The 21,325-nt window shown below is 67.9% G+C and carries 22 protein-coding genes; 4 read left to right on the forward strand and 18 right to left on the reverse strand.

Annotated elements, in window-relative coordinates:
- Positions 1-16: 16 nt before the first annotated feature.
- The 4 genes from E1263_RS14485 to E1263_RS14500 all read right to left on the reverse strand — a co-directional run bounded on the left by E1263_RS14485 (position 17) and on the right by E1263_RS14500 (position 3,354).
- Positions 17-925 carry a peptidoglycan-binding domain-containing protein gene (locus E1263_RS14485; protein WP_132167811.1) on the reverse strand — a complete coding sequence of 303 codons (909 nt, stop codon included), beginning with the start codon at positions 923-925 and terminating at the stop codon, positions 17-19.
- 90 nt (positions 926-1,015) lie between these two features.
- Positions 1,016-1,534, reverse strand: a complete 519-nt coding sequence (pyrE, locus tag E1263_RS14490) for an orotate phosphoribosyltransferase (RefSeq protein ID WP_132167812.1) — start codon at positions 1,532-1,534, stop codon at positions 1,016-1,018.
- Between the two features lie 9 nt (positions 1,535-1,543).
- Entirely contained in the window at positions 1,544-2,779 is a 1,236-nt protein-coding gene (locus tag E1263_RS14495; RefSeq protein ID WP_132167813.1) for an exonuclease domain-containing protein, read from the reverse strand.
- 71 nt (positions 2,780-2,850) lie between these two features.
- Positions 2,851-3,354: a hypothetical protein gene (locus E1263_RS14500; protein WP_238161241.1), complete on the reverse strand. Its 504-nt coding sequence runs from the start codon at positions 3,352-3,354 to the stop codon at positions 2,851-2,853.
- 150 nt (positions 3,355-3,504) lie between these two features.
- Between E1263_RS14500 and E1263_RS42710 the strand changes: the two genes are divergently transcribed.
- Positions 3,505-3,660, forward strand: coding sequence for a hypothetical protein (locus tag E1263_RS42710; protein WP_165956611.1), 156 nt, complete (start codon positions 3,505-3,507; stop codon positions 3,658-3,660).
- Between the two features lie 133 nt (positions 3,661-3,793).
- Here E1263_RS42710 and E1263_RS14505 read toward each other — a convergent pair whose 3' ends face one another.
- Complete coding sequence (locus E1263_RS14505) at positions 3,794-4,285, reverse strand: metallophosphoesterase family protein (protein WP_132167815.1); 492 nt, start codon at positions 4,283-4,285, stop codon at positions 3,794-3,796.
- 11 nt (positions 4,286-4,296) lie between these two features.
- Positions 4,297-5,286, reverse strand: a complete 990-nt coding sequence (locus E1263_RS14510) for an NAD-dependent epimerase/dehydratase family protein (RefSeq protein ID WP_132167816.1) — start codon at positions 5,284-5,286, stop codon at positions 4,297-4,299.
- Between the two features lie 180 nt (positions 5,287-5,466).
- On the opposite strand from E1263_RS14510, the gene E1263_RS14515 reads away from it, so the two are divergent.
- On the forward strand, positions 5,467-5,778 hold the full coding sequence (locus E1263_RS14515; RefSeq protein ID WP_132167817.1) for a hypothetical protein: 312 nt from the start codon (positions 5,467-5,469) through the stop codon (positions 5,776-5,778).
- A gap of 172 nt (positions 5,779-5,950) precedes the next feature.
- On the opposite strand, the gene E1263_RS14520 is transcribed toward E1263_RS14515, so the two are convergent.
- The 11 genes from E1263_RS14520 to E1263_RS14570 all read right to left on the reverse strand — a co-directional run bounded on the left by E1263_RS14520 (position 5,951) and on the right by E1263_RS14570 (position 13,893).
- Positions 5,951-6,337 carry a hypothetical protein gene (locus E1263_RS14520; RefSeq protein ID WP_238161242.1) on the reverse strand — a complete coding sequence of 129 codons (387 nt, stop codon included), beginning with the start codon at positions 6,335-6,337 and terminating at the stop codon, positions 5,951-5,953.
- Positions 6,334-6,549 carry a hypothetical protein gene (locus E1263_RS14525; RefSeq protein ID WP_238161243.1) on the reverse strand — a complete coding sequence of 72 codons (216 nt, stop codon included), beginning with the start codon at positions 6,547-6,549 and terminating at the stop codon, positions 6,334-6,336. The genes E1263_RS14520 and E1263_RS14525 overlap by 4 nt, the downstream gene beginning before the upstream one ends.
- A 192-nt stretch (positions 6,550-6,741) precedes the next feature.
- Entirely contained in the window at positions 6,742-7,206 is a 465-nt protein-coding gene (locus E1263_RS14530; RefSeq protein WP_132167819.1) for a hypothetical protein, read from the reverse strand.
- A complete protein-coding gene (locus tag E1263_RS14535; protein ID WP_132167820.1) occupies positions 7,196-7,666 on the reverse strand; it encodes a hypothetical protein in 471 nt (156 codons plus the stop codon). The genes E1263_RS14530 and E1263_RS14535 overlap by 11 nt, the downstream gene beginning before the upstream one ends.
- A complete protein-coding gene (locus E1263_RS14540) occupies positions 7,666-8,142 on the reverse strand; it encodes a hypothetical protein (RefSeq protein ID WP_132167821.1) in 477 nt (158 codons plus the stop codon). The genes E1263_RS14535 and E1263_RS14540 overlap by 1 nt, the downstream gene beginning before the upstream one ends.
- Positions 8,142-9,413, reverse strand: a complete 1,272-nt coding sequence (locus tag E1263_RS14545) for a hypothetical protein (RefSeq protein WP_132167822.1) — start codon at positions 9,411-9,413, stop codon at positions 8,142-8,144. Before E1263_RS14545 ends, E1263_RS14540 begins: the two co-directional genes overlap by 1 nt.
- A gap of 6 nt (positions 9,414-9,419) precedes the next feature.
- Positions 9,420-9,680 (reverse strand): hypothetical protein, encoded by a 261-nt coding sequence (locus E1263_RS14550; protein WP_132167823.1) that lies wholly within the window; start codon positions 9,678-9,680, stop codon positions 9,420-9,422.
- A 17-nt stretch (positions 9,681-9,697) separates the two neighbouring features.
- Positions 9,698-10,372: a hypothetical protein gene (locus E1263_RS14555; RefSeq protein WP_132167824.1), complete on the reverse strand. Its 675-nt coding sequence runs from the start codon at positions 10,370-10,372 to the stop codon at positions 9,698-9,700.
- Positions 10,369-13,101 (reverse strand): FtsK/SpoIIIE domain-containing protein, encoded by a 2,733-nt coding sequence (locus tag E1263_RS14560; RefSeq protein ID WP_132167825.1) that lies wholly within the window; start codon positions 13,099-13,101, stop codon positions 10,369-10,371. The genes E1263_RS14555 and E1263_RS14560 overlap by 4 nt, the downstream gene beginning before the upstream one ends.
- A gap of 191 nt (positions 13,102-13,292) precedes the next feature.
- Positions 13,293-13,688 carry a VOC family protein gene (locus tag E1263_RS14565; RefSeq protein WP_132167826.1) on the reverse strand — a complete coding sequence of 132 codons (396 nt, stop codon included), beginning with the start codon at positions 13,686-13,688 and terminating at the stop codon, positions 13,293-13,295.
- 7 nt (positions 13,689-13,695) lie between these two features.
- Positions 13,696-13,893: a hypothetical protein gene (locus E1263_RS14570; protein ID WP_132167827.1), complete on the reverse strand. Its 198-nt coding sequence runs from the start codon at positions 13,891-13,893 to the stop codon at positions 13,696-13,698.
- Between the two features lie 130 nt (positions 13,894-14,023).
- Here E1263_RS14570 and E1263_RS14575 point away from each other — a divergent pair, with 130 nt between their 5' ends.
- Entirely contained in the window at positions 14,024-17,107 is a 3,084-nt protein-coding gene (locus tag E1263_RS14575; protein WP_132167828.1) for a PD-(D/E)XK nuclease family protein, read from the forward strand.
- A complete protein-coding gene (locus E1263_RS14580) occupies positions 17,100-20,561 on the forward strand; it encodes a UvrD-helicase domain-containing protein (protein ID WP_132167829.1) in 3,462 nt (1,153 codons plus the stop codon). The genes E1263_RS14575 and E1263_RS14580 overlap by 8 nt, the downstream gene beginning before the upstream one ends.
- Here E1263_RS14580 and E1263_RS14585 read toward each other — a convergent pair.
- Positions 20,558-21,166: a lysine transporter LysE gene (locus tag E1263_RS14585; protein WP_132167830.1), complete on the reverse strand. Its 609-nt coding sequence runs from the start codon at positions 21,164-21,166 to the stop codon at positions 20,558-20,560. The two genes, E1263_RS14580 and E1263_RS14585, sit on opposite strands and share 4 nt — an antisense overlap.
- Positions 21,167-21,325: the final 159 nt, after the last annotated feature.

Here is a 21,325-nt window from a genome sequence, read left to right on the forward strand (position 1 = left end):
CAGTAGGTGGTGGTGGTCAGGCCCGCGGTACGACGTAGCCGAGTGCGGCCCAGGTCAGCGCGCCGACGATGCCGTCGGCCGCGAAGCCGCCTTGTGCCGCGGCGAGCTGGTTCTCGTTGCTCTGAAAACTGCGGACCGCGGTGTCGGTCTCGCCGTCGAACTCCCCCGACTCGCTGCAGGCGTAGCCGAGATAGGTCAGGAACCGCTGCAGGCTGCTGACCGAGTCGTCGGTGTCGAAGCCCTGACCGGCGTTGTCTGCGTCGGTTGCGCCCAGGGCTAGGCGCGGACGGTTTCCAGGGATCTGCAGCTGGAGCTCAGCCGGGTCCGCGCCGTTGTCCTTCGCCCAGAGGGCGTTGCGGAACAGGCCGCGGTTGACGGCGTTCCGTTTGCTGAGCCAGGCGTTCGACAGACCGCAGTCCTGAACGGCAGCCGCCCAGTCCTGCGCCGCGCAGGCTGCGCGGAAGCGCGGCCAGCCGCCGAAGTTCGGACCTTGCGCCCAGCTCATGCTGAACAGGGCCAGCTGGGCATCGGCGGGCCATTGATCGAGGGCCGCGAACTCTGCGGTCTGCCGCAGATGTGCCTCGAAGGTGTCCAGCTTTCCGGCTGCCAGGTTGGCGATCCCGGCCTCGGTGAGGCGCAGGCTGGTCAGGTTCTCCGCCGCCTGCCAGTTGCCCTTCAGCCCCGGGTTGTTCTTGACGGCATTCCACTCCGCCTCGACCTCGCCCTGGCCGGCCTCCGTCACCAGGTCGTGCTTGGAGACGAACGGCGCACCGAACGAACGGGTGTCCCAGGCCGCGGCTGGTGAATCGATCAGATTTCCGAGCCCGACCGTCACCAGCCCGAGCGAATCCTGGTACATCCAGGCAACGCTGCCCTCCAGCGGGTCGCTGAACGCGGCGAATCGGTTTCGCACCATCTCGTGCATGGCAATCTCCCCCAGTCATATGGATCACTGGGAGCCATCCTGCGGAGGGACCTTCTGACAGCCTTCAGAAAGTCTTCAGACTTTCCGGGATCAGGCCTTGAGGTCGGCGGGCGTAAGGAGTGCGTGCAGGGTGAGCCCGGCTTCGGTCAGCGGGTCGGGGGTGGTGGGGTTGCGGTTGATGACACAGACGGCGTGGTTGATCTCGGCGCCTGCTGCGCGGAGATCCTGGGTGGACAGGACGATCTGACCGCCCGTCGTCACCACGTCCTCGACGATCGTCACTCGCCGACCCGCGACGTCCGCGCCTTCGGCCAGGCGGCGGGTGCCGTACTCCTTCGCCTTCTTGCGGACGAACGCGCACGGCAACCCTGTATGACGACTGAGCGCAGTCACCACTGGGATGCCGCCCATCTCCAGCCCGGCGAGCACTTCGGTATCGGCAGGCACTAGTGCGACCATCGCGGCGGCGAGCTCGTCGAGTAGCACCGGGTCGGCCTCGAACCGGTACTTGTCGAAGTACTCCCCTGTTGTCTGTCCTGACCGGAGCAGGAACTCGCCGGTCAAATGGGCAGTCTGATAAACCCGCGTCCCCAGCTCAGCAATGTCCACGCTCGCACCCTAACTCGCGTGCTGCTGGAGCTCGTCCGGCGGCAGTAGCCGCCGGAACGCATCCACCGAGACAATCGGTATCCGGTACTCCCGGGCCACGCGTGCCTTCACCGACAGGCTGTCCGGGTCGGCCGCCACCACGAACGTCGTGTCCGGCCGCACAAATTCCTGCGGGGCGAACCCGGCCGCGACGGCACGGTCCCACCACACCTCGCGCGGTTCGATCATGTCGCCGGTGAACACCAGCGTGCTCCCCGGCGGAAACCCACCCGAGCCGGGCCGGGACGGAACGACGTACCGGCCGGAGCTTGCTCTTAGCAAAGCCTCGTCGACATCGGACTCCAGGTAGCCCAGCATCACCGCGACCTGGTCGAGGTCGCTGCGCCGCTCCGGCGTCACCGCACCGGCTGCCCACAAGCCCTCGGCAAGCCCGGAAACGTAGTCACAGTGGAGATCCTTGACCTCCAACCGCGTCAGCCCGAGCTCTGTCGCAACCTGCACCAGCTGATCGGCGTCGGTTGTGGTGATCTCCCGCTTCGCGAGGATGCCGTCGAGCAGCGCCAGATACGAGTCGGCCTGCGGCGGCTCCGGCACCCGCGGCAACTGGTCGACGAGTCGACTCATCCACCCGTGCCGGCCATCGGCATGCACGGGCCGAACCGTCGGCGTGAACTCACGCACCGGAAACTCCGGCCAGCGCCAGCCGCGCACCTCTTCATACGCCCACTGCCACGGCGGCGGGGACGGAAACTCCTGCAGGTATTGGCCAAACAGCTCAGCTGTCGCTCGGGTGTCGGCCAGCGCCGAGTGCCAGCCTTCGATCGAGATCCCGGCCGCCTCACAGCACGCACCGAGCGTCCGTTTCGCGCCCGGATGCAGATGCCCGGCCAGCGCCATCGTGCACATCGATCGCTCGGTGATCAACGGCACCATGAATCCCAGCCGCGCGAACTCCGCCCGCAGGAAGCCGAGGTCGAACTCGACGTTGTGCCCGACCACCATCCGCCCGGCCAGCAGCTCACTCAACTGCCGCGCCACGGCAACGAACTCCGGCGCACCCAGCACATCCGCCGTCCGGATCCCATGGATGTGTTGAGGTCCCAGGTCGCGCTGCGGATTCAGCAGCGTCACCCACTCGTCCTCGACCTGTCCGCGGGCGTCCAGCAGGACGACAGCAATCTCAATCACCCGGTGCCGCCGGCTCGGCAGCAAACCGGTCGTCTCGGTGTCGATCACGGCATACATGGCGGGCCTCCTCGAACTCGGTTTCCGACCCACAGCAAGCCAATCACAGCCCACCGACAATTTCTGATCGCCTACTCCAGCGGCACGTCGACGGCGATCTCGGCGCCGAGTTTCGCACCGTGCATCAGCTCGAGTTCGTCACCACTCCAGAAGCGGCCCGGGTCGTACCAGTTCGGGCTCCGGCCCGGCGTCAGCAGACCCATCTCCTCATACGTGACCGCGACGACCTCGGCGCAGTACGCGAACTCCAACTCGAGCTCGCGCCGACCGCGCTTCAGCGCCGGAACCCGGCCGCGCACCCAGCGCGATGCCAGTCGGGCGGTCGAGGGGAACGGCGTACCGTCCAGGCGCGCGACAGTCCGCAGTACGGCGTCTTCCATGTCGGCCGTGACCGGGTGATCCAGCTGGCGCAGCCAGCCGCGCTGACCGTACCTGCGCGCCCACACCGTCACCGCATCCCGCAGGTCGTGCAGCTGCACACCACGCTGATGCTTGCCGGTCCACATGTCCTCCAGCGACCGCCCGAGCTCCGCATGCCACATCAGCGGTGGCATGTCATCGAGAACGACCGCCATCCCGACATGGTTGACGGGGCTGTTGGTCAGTGTCTGGATTGCACGATCGGCGGCACTGTCCCCACGAAACAGCCAAATGTCACCTGTTCGTGTCAGTTCCGTAGCGTCATCCAGTGAGATCCGGCTCTCCACGTCGTTAGATTAGTCGCCATGAAGGTATGGAAGGTCGTAGGACTTGCGGGGCTCGTCGGCGTGGCCGCAACGGGCGTAGTGATTGCACGGGGCGAGCGGAAGCGTCGCGCCTACACGCCGGACGAGGTGCGGGACCGGCTCAAGGACCGTGTGAAACAAGCCGCCCGCGCCTGATCAACGGGCCCCGGCCCCAGTAGGTCGCACAGTAGGACGCTCGGCCGGGCGCGAGGACGCCGTAACTCGGTGGTACGGCGACACCCCTCCGCGCCCGGCCGAAGCCATGTCCCGATCGTACGCCGGGCCGGGACTAAAGGTTGTGCAAGGCAACATCTTTTAGCTGGCCGGCCGTGATCGTGGCGGTCTGGAACGTGCAGTACGGCTGCCGGCGCCGATCCGTTGGTGAGCCGGGATTCAGCAGCCGCAGCCCGCCCGCGGTGGTCGTGTCCCACGGGATGTGGCTGTGGCCGAAGACCAGTAGATCGACACCCGGGTACGCCGTCTCACAGCGCTCCTCGCGGCCCTTCGCCGTACCGGTCTCGTGCACGACCGCCACCGCGAGCCCGTCGAGCGTCACCCGCGCCACCTCCGGCAACCGGGCTCGTAGCTCGTCGCCGTCGTTGTTACCCCAGCACCCGACCAGTCTGGCGGCCCGCGCCTCCAGCTCGTCGAGTAGTGCGACATTCACCCAGTCTCCGGCGTGGATCACCACGTCGGCGCTGTCAACCGCCTCCCACACCGCATCGGGGAGCCGCTTCGCTCGCACCGGCAGATGGGTGTCCGAAATCAGCACTAGCCGCATCCCGCAACCCTCTACTGCTCCAGCGCTGCAATCAACTCCCGCTCTCTGCTGAGGCTCAGTCCGGCGCGGCGCTCGCGATCCAGCCCCAGCTCACGCTCCCAGGCGAGGGTGTCGACCAGGAACTGCCTGCGCGGCCGGTGCACCAGCCCGGCCGCTGCAGCCGCAGCCCCACTTCGGTTGGACCAACCGGCGTACTCCGGGTCGGACATCCACATCGTCAGGGACTCCGGACCCATGTACTGCTCGACCTCTTGCTCCTCAAGCCACTCCGCCTTCGCCTTGCTCACGGGCCCGGTGTGACCGCCCACCTCACGGGCGAGCTCGATCCACTCGCCGAATGGGACCACCGGGCCGACCGCGTCGAACGTCCCGGTCCGGCCCTCGGTGGCGCAGTCGAGCAACCAGCCGGCCAGATCCCGTACGTCGATCACCGCCGTGGCCGCGTCTGGTGAATCGGGCACCAGCATCGGCTCCGACGGCGCCTGAGCGGCCCGCGCGACCCATGCGCCCGCGCGATCGCTTCCGTCGCCCGGACCTCCGATCAGACCGGCCCGTGCGATCACCAGGCGATCTCCCACCGCCTCTACCGACGCCAACTCGCAGGCGACCTTGGCCTCGCCGTACTGCTCCCGGTCGGCAGAGTCCCCCTCAGACGGTGCCCGCAACGCCGCGCTCTCGTCCGCTCCCGGCCTATCGAACTTCGCATATGCACTCCCCGACGACACGTACGTCCAGTGCTTGGCCCGCGCCCCGAACGCCGCCAGTGCTCCCCGTACAAACCCTGGCTGCCATGACACCTCGAACACGGCATCCCAGTCCCGCTCCGGCACAGCGCCGTACCCGTCCGGTTGGCTGCGGTCGACGGCGACCAGCTCGGCACCCTCGGCCACCGCACCACTCTCACCCCGCGCCACACACGTCACCGCATGCCCCCGCGCCACGGCCTGCGCCGCGATCTCCCGACCCAACCAAGCAGTCCCACCAAGCACCAGAATCTCCATGCAGGTAAGCAAACCAGGCCTCGCTCCCGACCCCAACCCCCTTAGCCAGCAGCAGACGTCCTCACCGGGTGTGCGGCGTCGCTCGTTCCCGATGCCGCGAACGCTTGCCCAAGTGCCGCACCAGGAGCACTGTCGAAGTGGGTGGCATCCGCAACGGATGCCTCGGGCAAGGGGGCCGAAATGGCTGGATTTGTTCAGATCATCGAGTACCGGACGTCGAGACCGGACGAGGTGACAGCGCTCGCGGAGGAGTACCGCGGCAAGCGTGAGGCGGATGGTGACGGTCCGAGGCCGGTCCGCTCCGTCTGGTGTTCGGACCGCAACGACGACGGCCGCTACGTCGCGGTCGTCGAGTTCGCGTCGTACGAGGAGGCGATGGCGAACTCCGCGCGTCCCGACACAGGTGAGTTCGCCGCCGCACTGATGGAGCTGTGCGACGGGCCGGCGACGTTCCACGACCTGGACCTCGTACAGGCGACCGACTTCCGGTAGAAGTACGGCCGTTGAGTACTCGGGCCCAGCCGGACTCGCATTCGGCTGGGCCCGAGACAGGGGAGGCGGCGCTCATGCCGGAAAGGATTCGGCATCAGCGGTCGCATCGGTCCGGGTCCGCGGCGCCGGATCCGGACCGGCATGTGGGTGTTAACTCAACGGCTGTGTTAACTCAACGGAAGACTCGGTGCGACGTCCAACCGCCTGGCGGCGCGGCACCGTGGTCGCGCTCGTGGTGCAGCGGGTCAGGGTCCGCCGGCTCCGGCGCGGAGTGCAGGTCCGGCCACGGCCGCGCAGCCAGCGTCTCGCGCGGCGGCAGCGTCGGTCCGGGATCAGGACCCGTGTCGGCGTCGATCCACTCGACCTCAGTGGCTCCGCCATGCCCGTGGATCGCGACGACGGACTCGATCCCGTCCCACACGGTCGTGGTCGGATAGTCGCCGTACCAGCGCAGTGCCACCGACCCGTCGGTGAACTGCACCCCCTCGGCAACCGGCCCGACCCCGCTCACCCCCGACACGTCGTGATGGCGAATCAGCCGAAAACGGCGAGAGCTCATTTCGGCGCAACCTCCCACAACCGCTCCCCCGGCAACGACCGGTACTGACTCGGATCGGTCACCGGAATCGGCTCACTCGTCACCTTCAACCCGGCGAACCGCCGGGACATCGCCTCCGCATACCTCGCGGCCAACTCGGCCTCGGCACTGTAATCCGCGACGACATGGTCCCCGAACCACACCCGTACGCGGCAACGTTCAGAACCATCCACGCCGGCCACCTCAATGCACCCGGCGCGTCATGGTTGTTCCCATCAGCGGCTCAACAGACCTACGGTTCACGTCGATCACTTCCACTTCCCTGTGGGGATGGGTTCACTCGTAGTGACGGACCCCACACAGCTTCATGACGCGATTCCGCAAATCTTTCTCAGCCACCCCGTTCGAATGTTTCTTCGAACAGATCAGCCACCGATAACCCAGGGCTTCCAGACGTCGATATCGGGGTCATCCAGCGTCGTGCGGGGAGCAAAGGTGAAGGTGCCGGCCCCCGGAAGGTAGGCCGCAACCAGGTGCGTAACGTTGTGCGACAGCAACGTCGGCGCCTCCGGAAATCCAGCAATCAGCGCCTCGAACACCCCGCGCGTCTCCGCCTCCTGGGCATCCTTGCGATGACGCACCTGTACGTCGACCGCCACCGCGTACCCGTCCATCGCCTGCGCCTCACCCGGCTCCGGCAGGAAATCGTTGAGCCCGATATAGACCCCGATCTTGCCGTCGAACGACCGTGCCCCGAGCGTGTACGACCACTCCCTCGACCAGTCCAGAAACCCACCGTTCGGCTCCAGCCCGAGCACCTCGGCAATCCGCTCGGCAGACGCCTCAAGCTCCCCGTCGAGCGCCAGGAAGATCTCGTCGCTATCGGCCATCGGACCGAGCGACCACCCAGGGACGCCACTTGTCCAGGTCTGGTTCGTCCTGGCTGATGGAGCCCTCGAAGAAGTGCGTACCGGCCGCAGGCAAATGAGCAGCAACCAGCGTGTCCAGGTTGGTCAGCAGAAGCATCGGTACGGTCGGCCGCCGGTCGACCAGCTTCTGAAAGATCAGATCGGCCTCGGCTCGAAGGGCAACCCCACCGCCGCGCACCTGGACCTCGATACCGTACGCATCCACCGCCTGAGCCTCACCCGGTTCCGGATCCACCTCGACGAACCCGTTCGGCTGCACCACCAGACCGAGCCAGTCGTCGACGGTCACCCCACGAACCCGCAGTCGCACGATATTTCCCTCGGCAGCCAGCATCTCGGCGCCGATGTCATCCACCACCCACGCGGCGACCTCTGCCGGCGATTCGGGAACCGCCAGGCACACACTGTCAACGTCCGACATCACGCAAAGCCGCGGACCCAGGGACGCCAGATCTCCAAGTGTGGGTAGTCCGGGCTGATGGATTCCTCGAACACGTGGGTGCCGGCTTCGGGGAGATGAGCAGCGCTGAGCCTCGAAAGGTTCTCCACGAGGAGCATGGGAACCTCCGGGTGAGCTGCCACAAGGCGGTCGAAGATCGCCCGGCACTCGCGACGCTGGTCGTCCTCCTCCTTCGGCCCGATCAGCCGCACATGCAGGTCAGCGGCGTAGTTGTCGATCGCCGAGATGTCCTCAGGCTCCGGGTCGACATCCCCGTAGTCGTTCGGCGCCAGCAGGAGCGCCAATTGGCGATCGACCGTAACCGCATTCACGACGAAGAGCCGCTCCCCCACATCCAGCGACGAGTCCTCGGCCGGTGTCGCCCCGAGGGCCGACAGCAGCCAGGCCGCGACGTCCTCGACTGTGGCGTCGAGAAAGACGTTGTCGTCCGATGACATCACTGCTCCTTTGTCCAGGTGACGATGCGACCGTCACCGAGAATGACATGGATCGGTCCCCAGACGGAGGTGCCGGGCTGACCGCAGGCCCGCCGGAAGCCCTGCTCGGCGATCGCCTCCCGCAGCTCGACCGCCCGGCCGTCGATGAATACCTCGCCGCCGGAGTCGATCTCCTTCAGTTGCTTGAGCGCGGTGTGGATGCTGCGTTTCACCGCCGTCGTCGACTCCTCCCGCAGGGTCTTGAACTCGACAACGTGGCCATCGTCGGCGCGATGGCGACGAAGAGTGGCATCAGGATTTGCCCTCCCCTTCACCGCGTAATCCTGGGGACGGGCATCTACGCGCCACCCTTCCTCGACAAGCCGTTCGGCGAGGTATCGCTCCTTCGGCTCGAACTTCCCCTGCGGATCGTGCACACCCGGTGCGAAGTCGAACTCTAGGGGCCGCAGGTCGAACGCCGGGTCAAACTCCGGTACGACGGCCTGCAGCGGCGGGAGGTTGATGTCGACGACTATCGGCTGAGGTTTCTCGTCTTCGGGGTAGTCGAAGGTGGCTTCGATGGTGCTGGCGGTGATGACGAAGGTGGCGTGGTCCCAGGTTTCCTCGGCGGACTCGGCCATCGCTTCGAGGAGATTCTTGATCGGTTCTTCGAGGTCGATCAGGAATTCGTGGTCGGCGAGGAGGCGTTCGTTGCGTTTCTCCTCTTCCTTTTCTTCCTTCTCGGTCTTTTCCTCGATCTCGAACTCGCCGGTCTCGGTGACGATGATCTCGACCTCGAGAGGTTCTTCGGGGTTGGGGTTCTGCTCGTCGTCCTTCTCGTGGTCCTTGCGGAACTTCTCGAAGGCTTTGCGGGCGACCGTGATCAGCGGGGGTTCGTTGTCTTCGGCAACTTCCACGTCCTCGAAGGTGGCGGTGAGGCGCTTGGTGCGGCCGCGGGCGTCGCGTTCGGGTACGTCGCCGGTGCCGCCCGTAGTGCGATTGCGGTCAGCTGAGTCCGACGACGGGCGCTTGGTGCCGGAACCACCGCCGACCAGCCGGTCGGCCCACGCGCGCGCCTTCGGCGGTGCCATCGACAGGTAGTGCGCAGCCGCATCACATGCGCGCGCGGCGGCGTCCAACTGGTGTGCGGCGACCGTCGCACCGCCCTGCGCCGCCGTGGCCGCGTTCTCCCGGCAGCGGACGGCCGTGCGCTGCAGGTGATGCAGGACCTGCGGTACTTCGTCGAGGCACTCGACCAGCCCACGCGCCACCCGCTGCAGCTCCGACGGCATGGGAGGTCAGATCTGGTCGGCGTAGCTCTTGCATCCGGCCGAGGCGATCTCCAGGGCCTCGGCTGCCTGCGCCACCGCCTTACCCGCCGCGTCCAGGATCTCCGCGATGTCCCGGTCGACGCCGGTCGCCGTACCGGCGATCAGACTCTCGACCTGCTGGCTGTGCTGGGTGAACCGCAGCTTGAAGCCGGCCAGCCCGCCCGCTGCCTGCTTGGCCTCCATCGAGACCTGAAACAGCTGTTCCTTGAGCCGCTGTACGTCGGACACCTGAACCCACTCCTATGTCAGTTGCGCTTTTTCGGCAGCACGATCGCCGTACCGGCCACGACCACCGGTACCAGGATCGCAAGCCACCAGGGCAGTCCGGCCGCCATCGCGACGATGACCACGCCTGCCCCGCCCCAGCCCCACCACCGGGCGCCCGGCAGCCTGGGCAAGCCGAGCATCCGTGATGCGGCCAGCATGGTGACCGTACCGATCGCCGCCGCCTCGACACCGGCCAGGAACGACGCGGTGATCCACACCAGCACGAACCCGACCAGCGTCAGGACGGCGCTGATCGTACGACGCTTGCGCCGCTCCTGGAGCGCACGCCCCTCCGATCGGACAGCTTCGAGCTGGTCGACCGCCTCACCCAACTGCTTGGTCAGCCGAGCCGCAGCGGACTCCAGGTCACTCAGACCGCGGATCTCCGGGGACGGGATGTTCACCCGGCGCCCGTCGGCCGGGAGCCCAGCGCGCTGCAGACTGACCGCCGCCTTCTCAGCGAGGTCGTTCAGCCGCTTCTCGACCTGCTGGCCGCGCTCTGCCATCGCAAGGGCCGCAGCCTGCGCTGTGGCCTCCGCACGGGACTTGGTGGCGGTCAACCGGTCCTGTGCCTGCTGCGCATCCGTACGGGCGCCTGCGACGGTCCGCAGGGCGCTTGCGTACTCCGCCCACTGATCCGCTTCCTTCTTCATCGCCGCATCAGCTCCACGACCCGCTCTACCTCGTCCGACCGCAGTGCGGCGAACGGTACGACGACCTGCGCCTCAGGATGCAGCCCGTCCCACAGGAGCGCCCGGTGCGGCTCGGAGGCCCACCGCACGAACGACCCACACACTGTGCGGACGCCGTCGATCGGATGCCGCAGGAACAGGAATGTCTCGAGGTTGCCGTTGTGGAATCCGAGCTGCTCGGTGCAGACCCGCAGCCGGTTCCACCAGCCGAAGGTGACGAGTCCCTGCGCCGGGCCGTCCCGCACGATGTCCTGCAGCGCATGCGCTGGGCTCTCGAAGGCGCCTTCGACGTGCAGCTGCATCCGCGGCACGGAGTGGAGGCCGAAGCCGAGCAGGTACGTCGAGCCACCGAGCTGACCGTTCCGCAGTGCATCGCGTAGCGCGAAGATCCGCGGACCGATGTCGTCATGCTTGTCGACAGTCTCCACGTCACAGCCGAGCAGCCGCAGGGCCTGCACCAGTGCGTCCTTGCCCTCCGCTACGGACGGCAGCGAGTCGGTGCCGTCCAGGAAGACGAACCGCGGCGGCTCCACAGCGGCTCCTGCCACCGACAGCGCCAACCCGGTCAGCACTCCGAGGGCATCCGCCGGCCCGTCGCCAAGGATCGCCAGTCCGGCCCCTGCTTCGGGCCGCACGTCCAGCTGCACAGGCTCTTCGGTGACTGCGATCGGCAGACCGGTCCACGGCCGCCCCAGCTCGGGCTTCACCGCCGCAGCCGTGTCCGCCAACCGAGCAGGCTCCGCCAAATGGAACACTCGCGGCGGACGCGCCGCCGTACCGGCTCGAGTCCACAGCTCACGCCGCAAGTCGTCCAGTTGGGGCTTGTCGGCGAAGCTGACCAGCACATGCTGGTTGTCGTCGGGTGAACCGAAGTTTGCGTTCAGTACGGCCTCGCCGCGGAACTGCAGTGCGGCCGCTGCAGTGTTCCCACTGCGCAGAATCGCCTGCGAGTCGGCCGGAGTGGTCTTCAGCGCGATCCGGTACGGCACCTGGCCGAAGATCGAGTCCCGCCGTGTCGACAGCCGCTTGACCCCCTCGATCGTCTGCGTCGCCAGCACAACATGTACGCCGTACGCGCGGCCCAGCCGCACCAGGCGCTCCAGCAGTTTGGCTGCCTCGTCCGCCAGTTCGTCGTCGTCCTCCAGCAGCACCTGGAACTCGTCAAGCACCACCAGGATCCGCGGGGGCCGGTCCGGGCCGGGAGCCAGCTCTGCGATGTCCGCAACGTTGCCATGCGACTTGAAGATCTCGCTCCGGCGCGCGAGCTCGTCAGACAGGTGTCGCAGTACAGCGAGACCGAACGCTCGGTCGCTGTGGATCCCCAGCACCCGCACATGCGGCAGCCAGTGCTCACGCTCCCCCGCCGGACCGAGCGCGGAGAACTCCACACCGTGCTTGAAGTCGAGCAGGTACATCTCCAGATCGGCCGGGTCGTACCGCGCGGCCAGTCCGTGGATCAGCACGAGCAGCAGGTTCGACTTACCTTGACCGACCGCGCCGCCGACCAGTACGTGCGGCAGGGCGGGGTTCCCGCTGCGCAACCGCACCAGCGCCGGCGTGCGATCGTCGTACCCGATCACTGTGCCGATCTCGTCCGTGACGGGCTCCCACCAGGTGTCACGCTCCGGCAGCGTGCGCTTGAAGTCGATGGTGGGCAGGACTGCGATCTCGGCCTTCTCCGCCACGACGTCGCCGACGCGGGCAGCCAGGTTCGCGTCGAAGGCCTCGTCGAGCTTGGCATGCACGCCCGGCAGGGTCGCCGCCTCGACCTTTTCACCGGTGATGACCACAGCGTCCAGCAACTCGAGCAGTTGCTTGGTGTCGACGTCGCTCTCCGCCTGAGCGCTCGGGTCGTGGTGGACAAGGAAGCAGATGCCCCGCTCGCCGGCCGTCGCGGCCAGCCGCAGCAGGTCGCGCTGCGCGAGCTGGTCGATCCCCGAGGGGTAGTCGAACAGCACGACCACCCGGTACGGGTCGGTGACGCGGCCGGTCTCCCGGATCAGGTCCTCGAACCGCTTGTGCCCGAGCTGTGCCTGCCGGCTCGCCCGCATCGACGACACGTCGACCAGCCCCGACAGCACCGCGTGCAACTGCTCCGCGGTGTGTGTTGCCCTAGGCACCAATTGCGGGTACTTCGTGGTCAGGTGACCGAGCAGACCCATGGTCCCGGTCAGCTTCGGGTCGAACGCGTCGATCCGCAACCGGAACGGCTCAGCGGCCGCGACCAGCCTCAGCGCGGTGCTCTGCAGCAGTCTGCGCGCGGCCTCGTTGCGGTCCGCGGTCACCTTCCAGCCGTTCGTCCGCAGCAGCGGTACGGCGACCGGCACGTGGTCGCCGACCTCGCCGATCCGGACGTACGGCTCGACACCTCTACCGACGAACTGCTCGGAGGTCCACCGGGCGTCGTTCGGCGGGATCGAGGCCAGCCCGGGCGCCAACTGGTGCGCGAGTACGCGCGCCCTTGGCTGTGCCACCGCCAGCGCCTCGTTCGTGACGGCATCGACCTGCGCCCGCGACTCGCGCCGGGCGATCGCAGTCTGCTCCTGGAGCTGACGGTGCAGCTGCACAGCCCGCTGATGTTCGCCCTGGGTCAGCCGCCGCGCATGCTCCAGCAACTGCGCCAATGCGTGCTGGAGACCGCGGATCCGCGCTTCCAGAAGCTCAGGTACAGCTTCCGTACTTTGCGCCACCCGCACTGCATCAGATTCTCGCGCTCCGCGCGAAGCCACAAGGGGAGCGTTGTCCCCGTCAGGCTTCTCCGTCACGAGCACCGTCCTTCCACCTCTGCCCCGCGACACCTACTACCTGGACAACTGTGTCACACCAGTAGTCCCAGTGGTCACTCCAGGCATCAGTAGTCTCAAGCATCAGTCACGAGGCCTTAGTCGGGGGCGACGAGCTCCAGCTCGTACCCGTCCTCGTTGTGCAGGAACGCGGCGTAATGCTGCGGTCCTCCCGCGTACGGGTGCCGGTCGGAGAACATCAGGGTCCACCCGTTGGCAGCGGTCTCGGCGACCAACGCGTCCAGCTCGGCGCGGGAGCCGACGTTCAGCGCGAGATGGTTCATCCCGGGGCGGAGCCGGTCGTGGACGTCGGACGACATCGCCGGGCTCTGCTCGACCACGACGTAGCTGCCGTCGGCGGCGATCCAGGTCATCCCGCCGGGCCAGCCGTCGCCGTCCTTCCAGCCCAGCCGGTTCAGGACCCAGCCCCAGCTCTGACGGGCCCGCGTTAGGTCGGGGACCCAGATCTCGACGTGATGCACAGCAGCAGCCATCGGAGCATTATCTGTGCTCGTCGAGACGGTTCGACACGGCCATCGCGATCGTCCCCGAGACGATCAGCCAGACCAGCGCCGCGACCAGCCACGGCCACCAGGCACGACCCTGCGAGGCCTCGGCGACACCCTGACCCGACAAGCCGCCCGATGGCGCGAAGACAGCCACCATCAGCACCCGCGCGATCGCCGTCTGCCTGGTCATCTCTTCATTGTCCGAGCCGGGCGCGAACCCTGCAGAAAACCTTGGCGTTTCGCGCCCTTCACAGCCGATTTCAGAACTTGTCCGTGGCAGGGTCTACCGTCTGCGGTGACAGTCGAAGGACGGGGGATTCGTGAGCACCACCCGAATCGAAAGCACGGCGTACGGCGCTGCTGCGCTGGACCGCCTGCAGGCCGTTGTGACCCGGCTCAAGGCCGATGACCCGATGGCGCCTGTCACCTTGCTGCTGCCCAACAACCTGGCCGGTGTCGTCGCTCGCCGGCAGCTCGCGACGACGGGGATCGCGGGCCTGTTCCTCGCAACGCTTGAGCGTTTGGCCGAGCAGCTTGCGGCGAGTGTGCTGTCGCCGCGGCGGCCGGCCACGCGTCCGATCGTGGCGGCGACCTGGCGGACGGCTTTGTCCAAGGCACCGGGCATTTTCGCCGAGGTCGCGGGGCATCCGTCCACCATCCAAGCGCTTGCATCCGTCCATCGTGAGCTGCGCGATTTGTCCGAGCCTGCACTGGAAAATGTCGCCGCGGCGTCTGTTCTCGGTCCGGACCTGGTCCGGCTGCACCGCCAGATCGGGGCCGACCTCGGCGACGGCTGGTACGACGAGACCGACCTCCTGCGCGCCGCCACAGCACGCATCGACGCCGAGCCGGCGATCGTGCGCGAGCTCGGTGCGCTGGTGCTCTATCTGCCTCAGGAGCTCACCCAGGCCGAGGCCGCGTTCGTCGAGGCGCTCGGAGCCGCCGCGGCCGACTTGACGGTGATCGTGGGATTCACCGACGTACGGCGTGCTGATCGGGCCGTGCGGCGTTCGCTGGAGCGGATCGGTCTCGACCTGCCGACCTCGATCTCGCGGAACTATCCGGTCGCGACCGAAATCCTGAACGCGTCCGATGCCGATGACGAGGTCCGCAATGTCGTGCGGGACGTGGTCGCGTCGCTGAAGAAGACTCCGGCGCACCGGATCGCCGTGCTGTATTCGGCCATCACGCCGTACGCGCGGTTGCTGCACGAGCACCTGGCGGCAGCGGAGATCGCCGTCAACGGTCCCGGGACGCGGCCGGTGCAGGAGCGGGCGATCGCGCGGACGCTGCTCGAGGTGCTCGCCCTCGTCGATCAGGATCTTCCGCGCGCTGACGTGTTCCGCGCGCTGGCGAATGCGCCGACACGGGACTTCACCGGCGAGCGGATTCCGGTGCCGCAGTGGGAGCGGATGTCGCGCGCAGCCGGTGTGGTGCGCGGCGACGACTGGGATACCCGGCTCGCGCGGTATGCGGAGTCGGAGCGTCGTACGGCGATTCAGGAGGAGGCGGCCGAGGATCCACGACCGGCCGCGATCCGCCGGGCGCGGGACAACGCTGAGCGGGCCGAGCGGCTACATGCCTTCGCCTCTGAGCTCCGCCGTCGTCTGCGGACGCTCGCCGGGCTGGAGAGCTGGTCCTCGTTGGCCGCAGGGGTTCTCGAGCTCTTCCAAGACCTGCTGGGTGACTACTCGGCGCTTCCGATCGAGGAGCAGTACGCCGCGGCCGCGGTCGAGGGTTCGTTACGAGGGCTGTCCACGTTGGACGAGCTGGGGACGCCAGCGAGCTTGGCGGTGTTGCGCGACGTACTGGATCTTGAGTTGCAGCAGTCGCTGCCCAGAGTCGGCACCTTCGGGACCGGCGTACTGGTCGCGCCGCTGTCGGCGAGTATCGGGCTGGCGGCTGACATCGTGTACGTCGTTGGGCTGTCGGAGGACCTTTATCCGGGGCGCGTTCACGAAGATGCGTTGTTGCCGCATCGAGTGCGGGAGGCGGCCGCGCCTGAGTTGGCGTCGTTCCGGGATCGGCTGGACGAGAAGCAGCGGCATCTGTTGATCGCGTTCTCGGCCGGTGCGAAGAAGGTGGTGGCTTCGTTCCCGCGGGGAGACCTGCGGCGTTCGTCACGGCGGTTGCCGACGCGCTGGCTGCTTGGCTCGATGCGGGAGCTGAGCGGCGACCGCGCCTTGGCTGCGACCGCTTGGGATCAGGGCGCGTACGGCGATCGGCTTCGGACCTCGGCGTCGTTCGCGGGATCGTTGACGACGGCAACTATGCCGGCGAGCGAGCAGGAGTGGCAGGTGCGGTCCGCCGCGGCCGGCCTGTGGCTGAGCGATCGAGTGCTCGTGCGGGCGCGGGAGATGCTGCGCGGGCGCGGGTCTCTGGCGTTCACCCGATTCGATGGCGACCTCTCCGGGGTGCCGGGGCTGCCGGAGTATGCGGTGGAGGATCGGGTGGCATCGCCGACGTCGTTGGAGGCGTATGCGACGTGCCCGCATGCGTACTTCGTCCAACGGTTGCTTCAGGTGGAGCCGTTGGAGGCGCCGGAGGATCTGCTCGTCATCTCTCCGATCCAGGTCGGCAACCTGATCCACGACAGTCTGGATGCGTTCGTGTCGCGCTTGGCCGGGTCGCTGCCTTCGTGGGGTGAAGCCTGGTCGGCGGAGCAACGCCAGCTCCTGCTCGCGATCGGGGCCGATCTCGCCGATCGGTTCGAGGCGGAGGGGCTGACCGGTCACCCTCGATTGTGGCAGCGGGAGCGGCAGCGAATCCTCGGCGACCTGATGGTGCTGCTTGCCGACGATGACGGCTGGCGGGCGTCGCGGGATGCGTCGGTGGTTGCCAGCGAGCTGCGATTCGGGTTCGACGGCGAGCCGCCGGTCGAGATCCCGGTGCCGTCCGGGCGGGTGCTGCTGCGTGGTTCAGCCGACAAGGTCGACCTCGGGCAAGACGGGACGATCTACGTCACCGATGTGAAGACCGGCGGATTCTCGCGCTACGAGGGCATCGAGAACGATCCGGTCGCGGGCGGGACGAAACTCCAGCTGCCGGTCTATGCGTATGCGGCTCGCGCCCGGCTGGGCGAAGCGGCGACACCGGTGGAGGCGTCGTACTGGTTCGTCCGGCGCGGCGGCAAGCGGATCCCGGTGCCGCTGACCCCCGAGGTCGAGGCCCGGTACGTCGAGACGCTGGACGTGATCGTGTCGTCGATCGCCGCGGGGCTGTTCCCGCCGAAGGCGCCCGAGATCCCGGACTTCTTGTGGGTGCAATGCCCGTACTGCAACCCGGACGGGCTCGGGCACAGCGAGGTTCGGGCGCGCTGGGACCGCAAACGGCACGATCCGACGTTGGAGCGGCTGGTTCGACTGATCGATCCGGTGGTCTATCAGGAGGCCGGCGATGAGTGAGCAACTGCTCGATGGACCGGCCCGGGAGCGGATCCGGACCGACACCGAGACGACGCTGTTCGTTGAGGCCGGGGCCGGTTCCGGGAAGACCCATGCGCTGGTCGACCGAGTGACGACTCTGGTGCTGCGCGACGGCGTGCCGCTGCGGACGATCGCGGCGGTGACCTTCACGGAGAAGGCCGGGGCGGAGCTGCGGGATCGGCTGCGAGTCGAGTTCGAGAAGGCGCGGAAGGGGCCGGCCGGGCCGCTCGCGGACGAAGCGCTCGACGACCTGGATTCTTCGTCGATCGGGACGCTGCATGGGTTTGCCCAGCAACTGCTGCTGGCGCACCCGATCGAGGCCGGGCTGCCGCCGCTGATCGACGTACTGGATGAGGTTGGGTCGTCGGTCGCGTTCGAGGAGCGCTGGGCCGAGCTGCAGCAGCAGTTGCTGGATGACGACTCGATCGCCGAGCCGCTGTTGCTCGCGATGGCGGTCGGGGTCGAGCTGAAACACCTGCGGTCGCTCGCGCGGTTGTTCGGCAACGACTGGGACCTGATCGGCGATCGCGTGCTGGTCGATCCACCGGAGCTCGTGGCGATGCCGGATCTCACGGGGCTGATCGCTGCCGCGGCCCAGCTCGGCGCGGCTGTCGATGCCTGCCGGGATGCCGAGGACCGGCTACTGCCGAAGTTGCACACCATTCGCGAGCTGGGCGTCATGCTGGCGGCCGCGACCGACCAGGAATCGCAGCTTGCCTATCTGCAGGCGTTGCGTGGGCTGAAGATCGGCAAGATCGGCCGCAAGGAGAACTGGCCCGACATCACCAAGATGCGGTCGGACTGCACCGAAGTCGTCGAGGTGGCCGGGTCGCTGGTCGAGCTGTTGCTTGATGCTTGCCTTCGGCATCTATCGCACTGGATCGCGGAGCGGGTTCTGGAGTCGGCCGAGGTGCGGCGGTCTGAGGGGCGGCTGGAGTTCCACGACCTGCTGGTGCTGGCGCGCAACCTGTTGCGGCGGGACGAGTCGGTTCGTGCGGCGCTGCACGAGCGGTATGAGCGGTTGCTGCTGGACGAGTTCCAGGACACGGACCCGATTCAGATCGAGCTCGCGGTCCGGATCGCGGCCGGAGCGGACGGCGATGCGCCGGATTGGCGGGATGTCGAGGTTCCGGACGGTCGGCTGTTCGTGGTCGGCGACCCCAAACAGTCGATCTACCGATTCCGCCGGGCCAACATCGCGACATACCTGACCGCGCAGGACCTGCTTGGTGAGACCGTCACGCTGACCACCAACTTCCGCACGGTGCCGCCGATTCTCGACTGGATCAACCACGTCTTCGCGACGCTCATCCAGGCCCAGGACGCGGCCCAGCCGACGTACCACGCGCTGACGCCGCACCGCACGACTACGCCGACCACGGCGCCGCCGCCACTGCCTGGCCCGCTGCCTGACAAGGTTCGCCGGGACACGGACGACGAGCTCACGCTGTTCGACTTCCTCGACGACTCACCTGCAGGGCCCGAGCCGACTCCTGCCCCGGGGCTGGCCACCGTCCTGCCTTTCCGGCGCTCGACCGACACCACCTCAACCGACGCCGGCCTGTCCGAGCCTGCGCCCGCCGACGCCCCGCCGTACGACGACTCTGTCTCCGGTCCCGCTGTCACGGTGCTTGGGGCGGTCCCGCATGACGACCTGCCGCGCGCGCAGGCCTCGATCCTGCGGGAGCGCGAAGCGACCGATGTCGCGGCGACTGTGGAGCAGGCGCTGCGCGACGGCTGGCTCGTGTACGACGAACGGGCGTCTAGGTGGCGACCGGCGGTGGCCGGTGACATCGCCGTACTGGTTCCGGCGCGTACGTCGCTGCCGTTCCTTGAGGACGCTTTCGATCGAGCCGACATCCCGTATCGGGCCGAGGCCAGCTCGCTCGTCTACCAGACCGCGGAGGTTCGCGACCTGCTCGCCTGCGCCCGCGCGCTCGGCGACCCAAGCGATCAGCTCGCGCTCGTGACCGCGCTGCGTTCGCCGCTGTTCGGGTGTGGGGACGACGATCTGTTCACGTGGAAGCGGTTGGGCGGCTCGTTCACGCTGACCGCGCCCGTCTCCGACGACCTGCTGACGCATCCGATCGGCGAGGCGATGGAGTGGCTGCGCCGCACGTACTACGCCTCCCGCTGGCTCACCCCCAGCGAGGTGCTCGCCAAGATCGTCGCCGATCGCCGGATGCTCGAGGTCGCCGCGATCGGCCCGAGCGCTCGCGATGCCTGGCGCCGGATCAGGTTTGTCGTCGATCAGGCTCGGGCGTGGTCCGAGGTCGAGCACGGCGGTCTCCGCTCGTACCTCGCCTGGGCCGCGCACCAGGGCGAGGAGGCCTCACGCGTCGCCGAGGCCGTCCTGCCCGAGACCGACGCGGACGCCGTGCGGGTGATGACGATCCACGCGGCGAAGGGGCTCGAGTTCCCGATCGTCATCCTGTCCGGCATGACAGCGGCGCCGAACCGTCAGCGCGGTGTTCAGGTGCTCTGGCCGCCGGACGGCCTCGGCTATTCAGTCAAGCTCAAGGCATCGGTCCAGACCGAGGACTTCGATCTCGTCCAGCCTGTTGACGAGCAGATGGACGACTACGAACGCCGTCGCCTCCTGTACGTCGCTGCCACCCGCGCCCGCGACCACCTTGTCGTGTCGCTGCATCGGTCGGGTACGCGTCGCCACTCCAGCAACGCCGAGCTGTTCGCATCGGCTGGTGCGGCGGAGGTGCCGGGGATCGCGTTGTTCGACGGACCGCCGCCGGTCGATCGCGATCCGCGCTCCACGTCCGATGTCACGCCGCCGATGAGCCGCCGGGACTGGGACGAGCAGATCACCGCCGCCCGCAAGGCCAGTCGCAAGCCGTCCGCGCACAGCGCGTCCGGCCTCGAAGGCACCGGGCCGGAGACTGCGTTGGCCGATGCGACGGCCGACCCCGGTAGCGCCAAGGCCCCGCGCGATCTCGAACTGCCCCCGTGGTCGAAGGGCCGGTACGGAACCGCGATCGGGCGCGCAGTTCACGGCGTACTGCAGGTTGTGGATCTGTCCACCGGCGCCGGCCTCGACGCCGCGGTCGCGACGCAGTGTTTGGCCGAAGGTGTGCTGGAGTACACCGACGTCGTGACCGCTTTGGTTCGCTCCGCTCTCGCCGCAGATGTCGTGCAGCGAGCGGCGGCGCGGGACCACTGGCGCGAGTCGTACGTCGGGACTGTCCAGCCTGATGGCACAGTCCTCGAGGGCTTCGTCGACCTGATCTACCGCGAGGACGACGGTCGTCTCACCGTTGTCGACTACAAGACTGACGCGATACCGGCGGCGGCGCTGGACAGCCGGGTCGCCTACTACGCCCCACAACTGCAGGCGTACACGGAGATCCTGCCCAACACCGGCCCACCGGTCCTGCTGTTCCTCAACCCTGCCGGCGCGGTCGCCCGCCAGTTGCCCTAGGCAACCAGACGGACCGCCAGCACCACGATCAGCACACTGGAGGCCAACGCTGTCACGAGTCCCCCGACGTGCCCGGTCAGGACGCGTCCCAGCAGGACGCCACCACCGGCCAGCAACAGCTGCCAACTCGACGACGCCAGGAATGCCGCGACCACGAACAGGGGCGCCGACCCCGTTCCGGTGCTCCCGAGTACGAGCGCTGCGAAATAGATCACCGTCATGGGGCTGAGCAGCGTCATCCCGAGCATCCCGAAGTACGCCGTACGGGCGCGGAGCGGTGCCTCGCGGGTCACTCCGCCGAGCCTGCGCGCGCGATATCGCCGTACGGCGGTGATGGCACCTGTCAGGGCCAGCGCGACCAGCACCAGCATGGAGATCCATCGCAACGGCATCACGATCGGGACCAGCACCGGCGCCAGGGCGGCTCCCGCGATGGCTGCGATCAACGCGTAGATCCCGTCAGCCGAGGCGATCCCCAAGGCCGCAAAAGCGCCGACGCGCGCTGAGCTTCGGGCGCTCAGCCCCACCAGGTAGGTCGCCACGGGGCCAACGGGTACGGCGATTCCGTACCCAGCCAGCATCCCGGCGACCACCACCTCCATCATGACTGGAGGCGGCTAGACCTCCAGCATCGACCGGCCTGCTGCTGAGCCCCAGCCGCCACGTCGGCAACCGGTCTCGTCAGCAACACTCCAGAGGTCGTAGTCATACCCTCATCATGCGAACCGACGCCGCCCAGCTCAACTCATTAACCCTCTGAGGAC

The sequence above is a fragment of the Kribbella antibiotica genome (assembly GCF_004349055.1).
Lineage (GTDB): Bacteria > Actinomycetota > Actinomycetes > Propionibacteriales > Kribbellaceae > Kribbella > Kribbella antibiotica.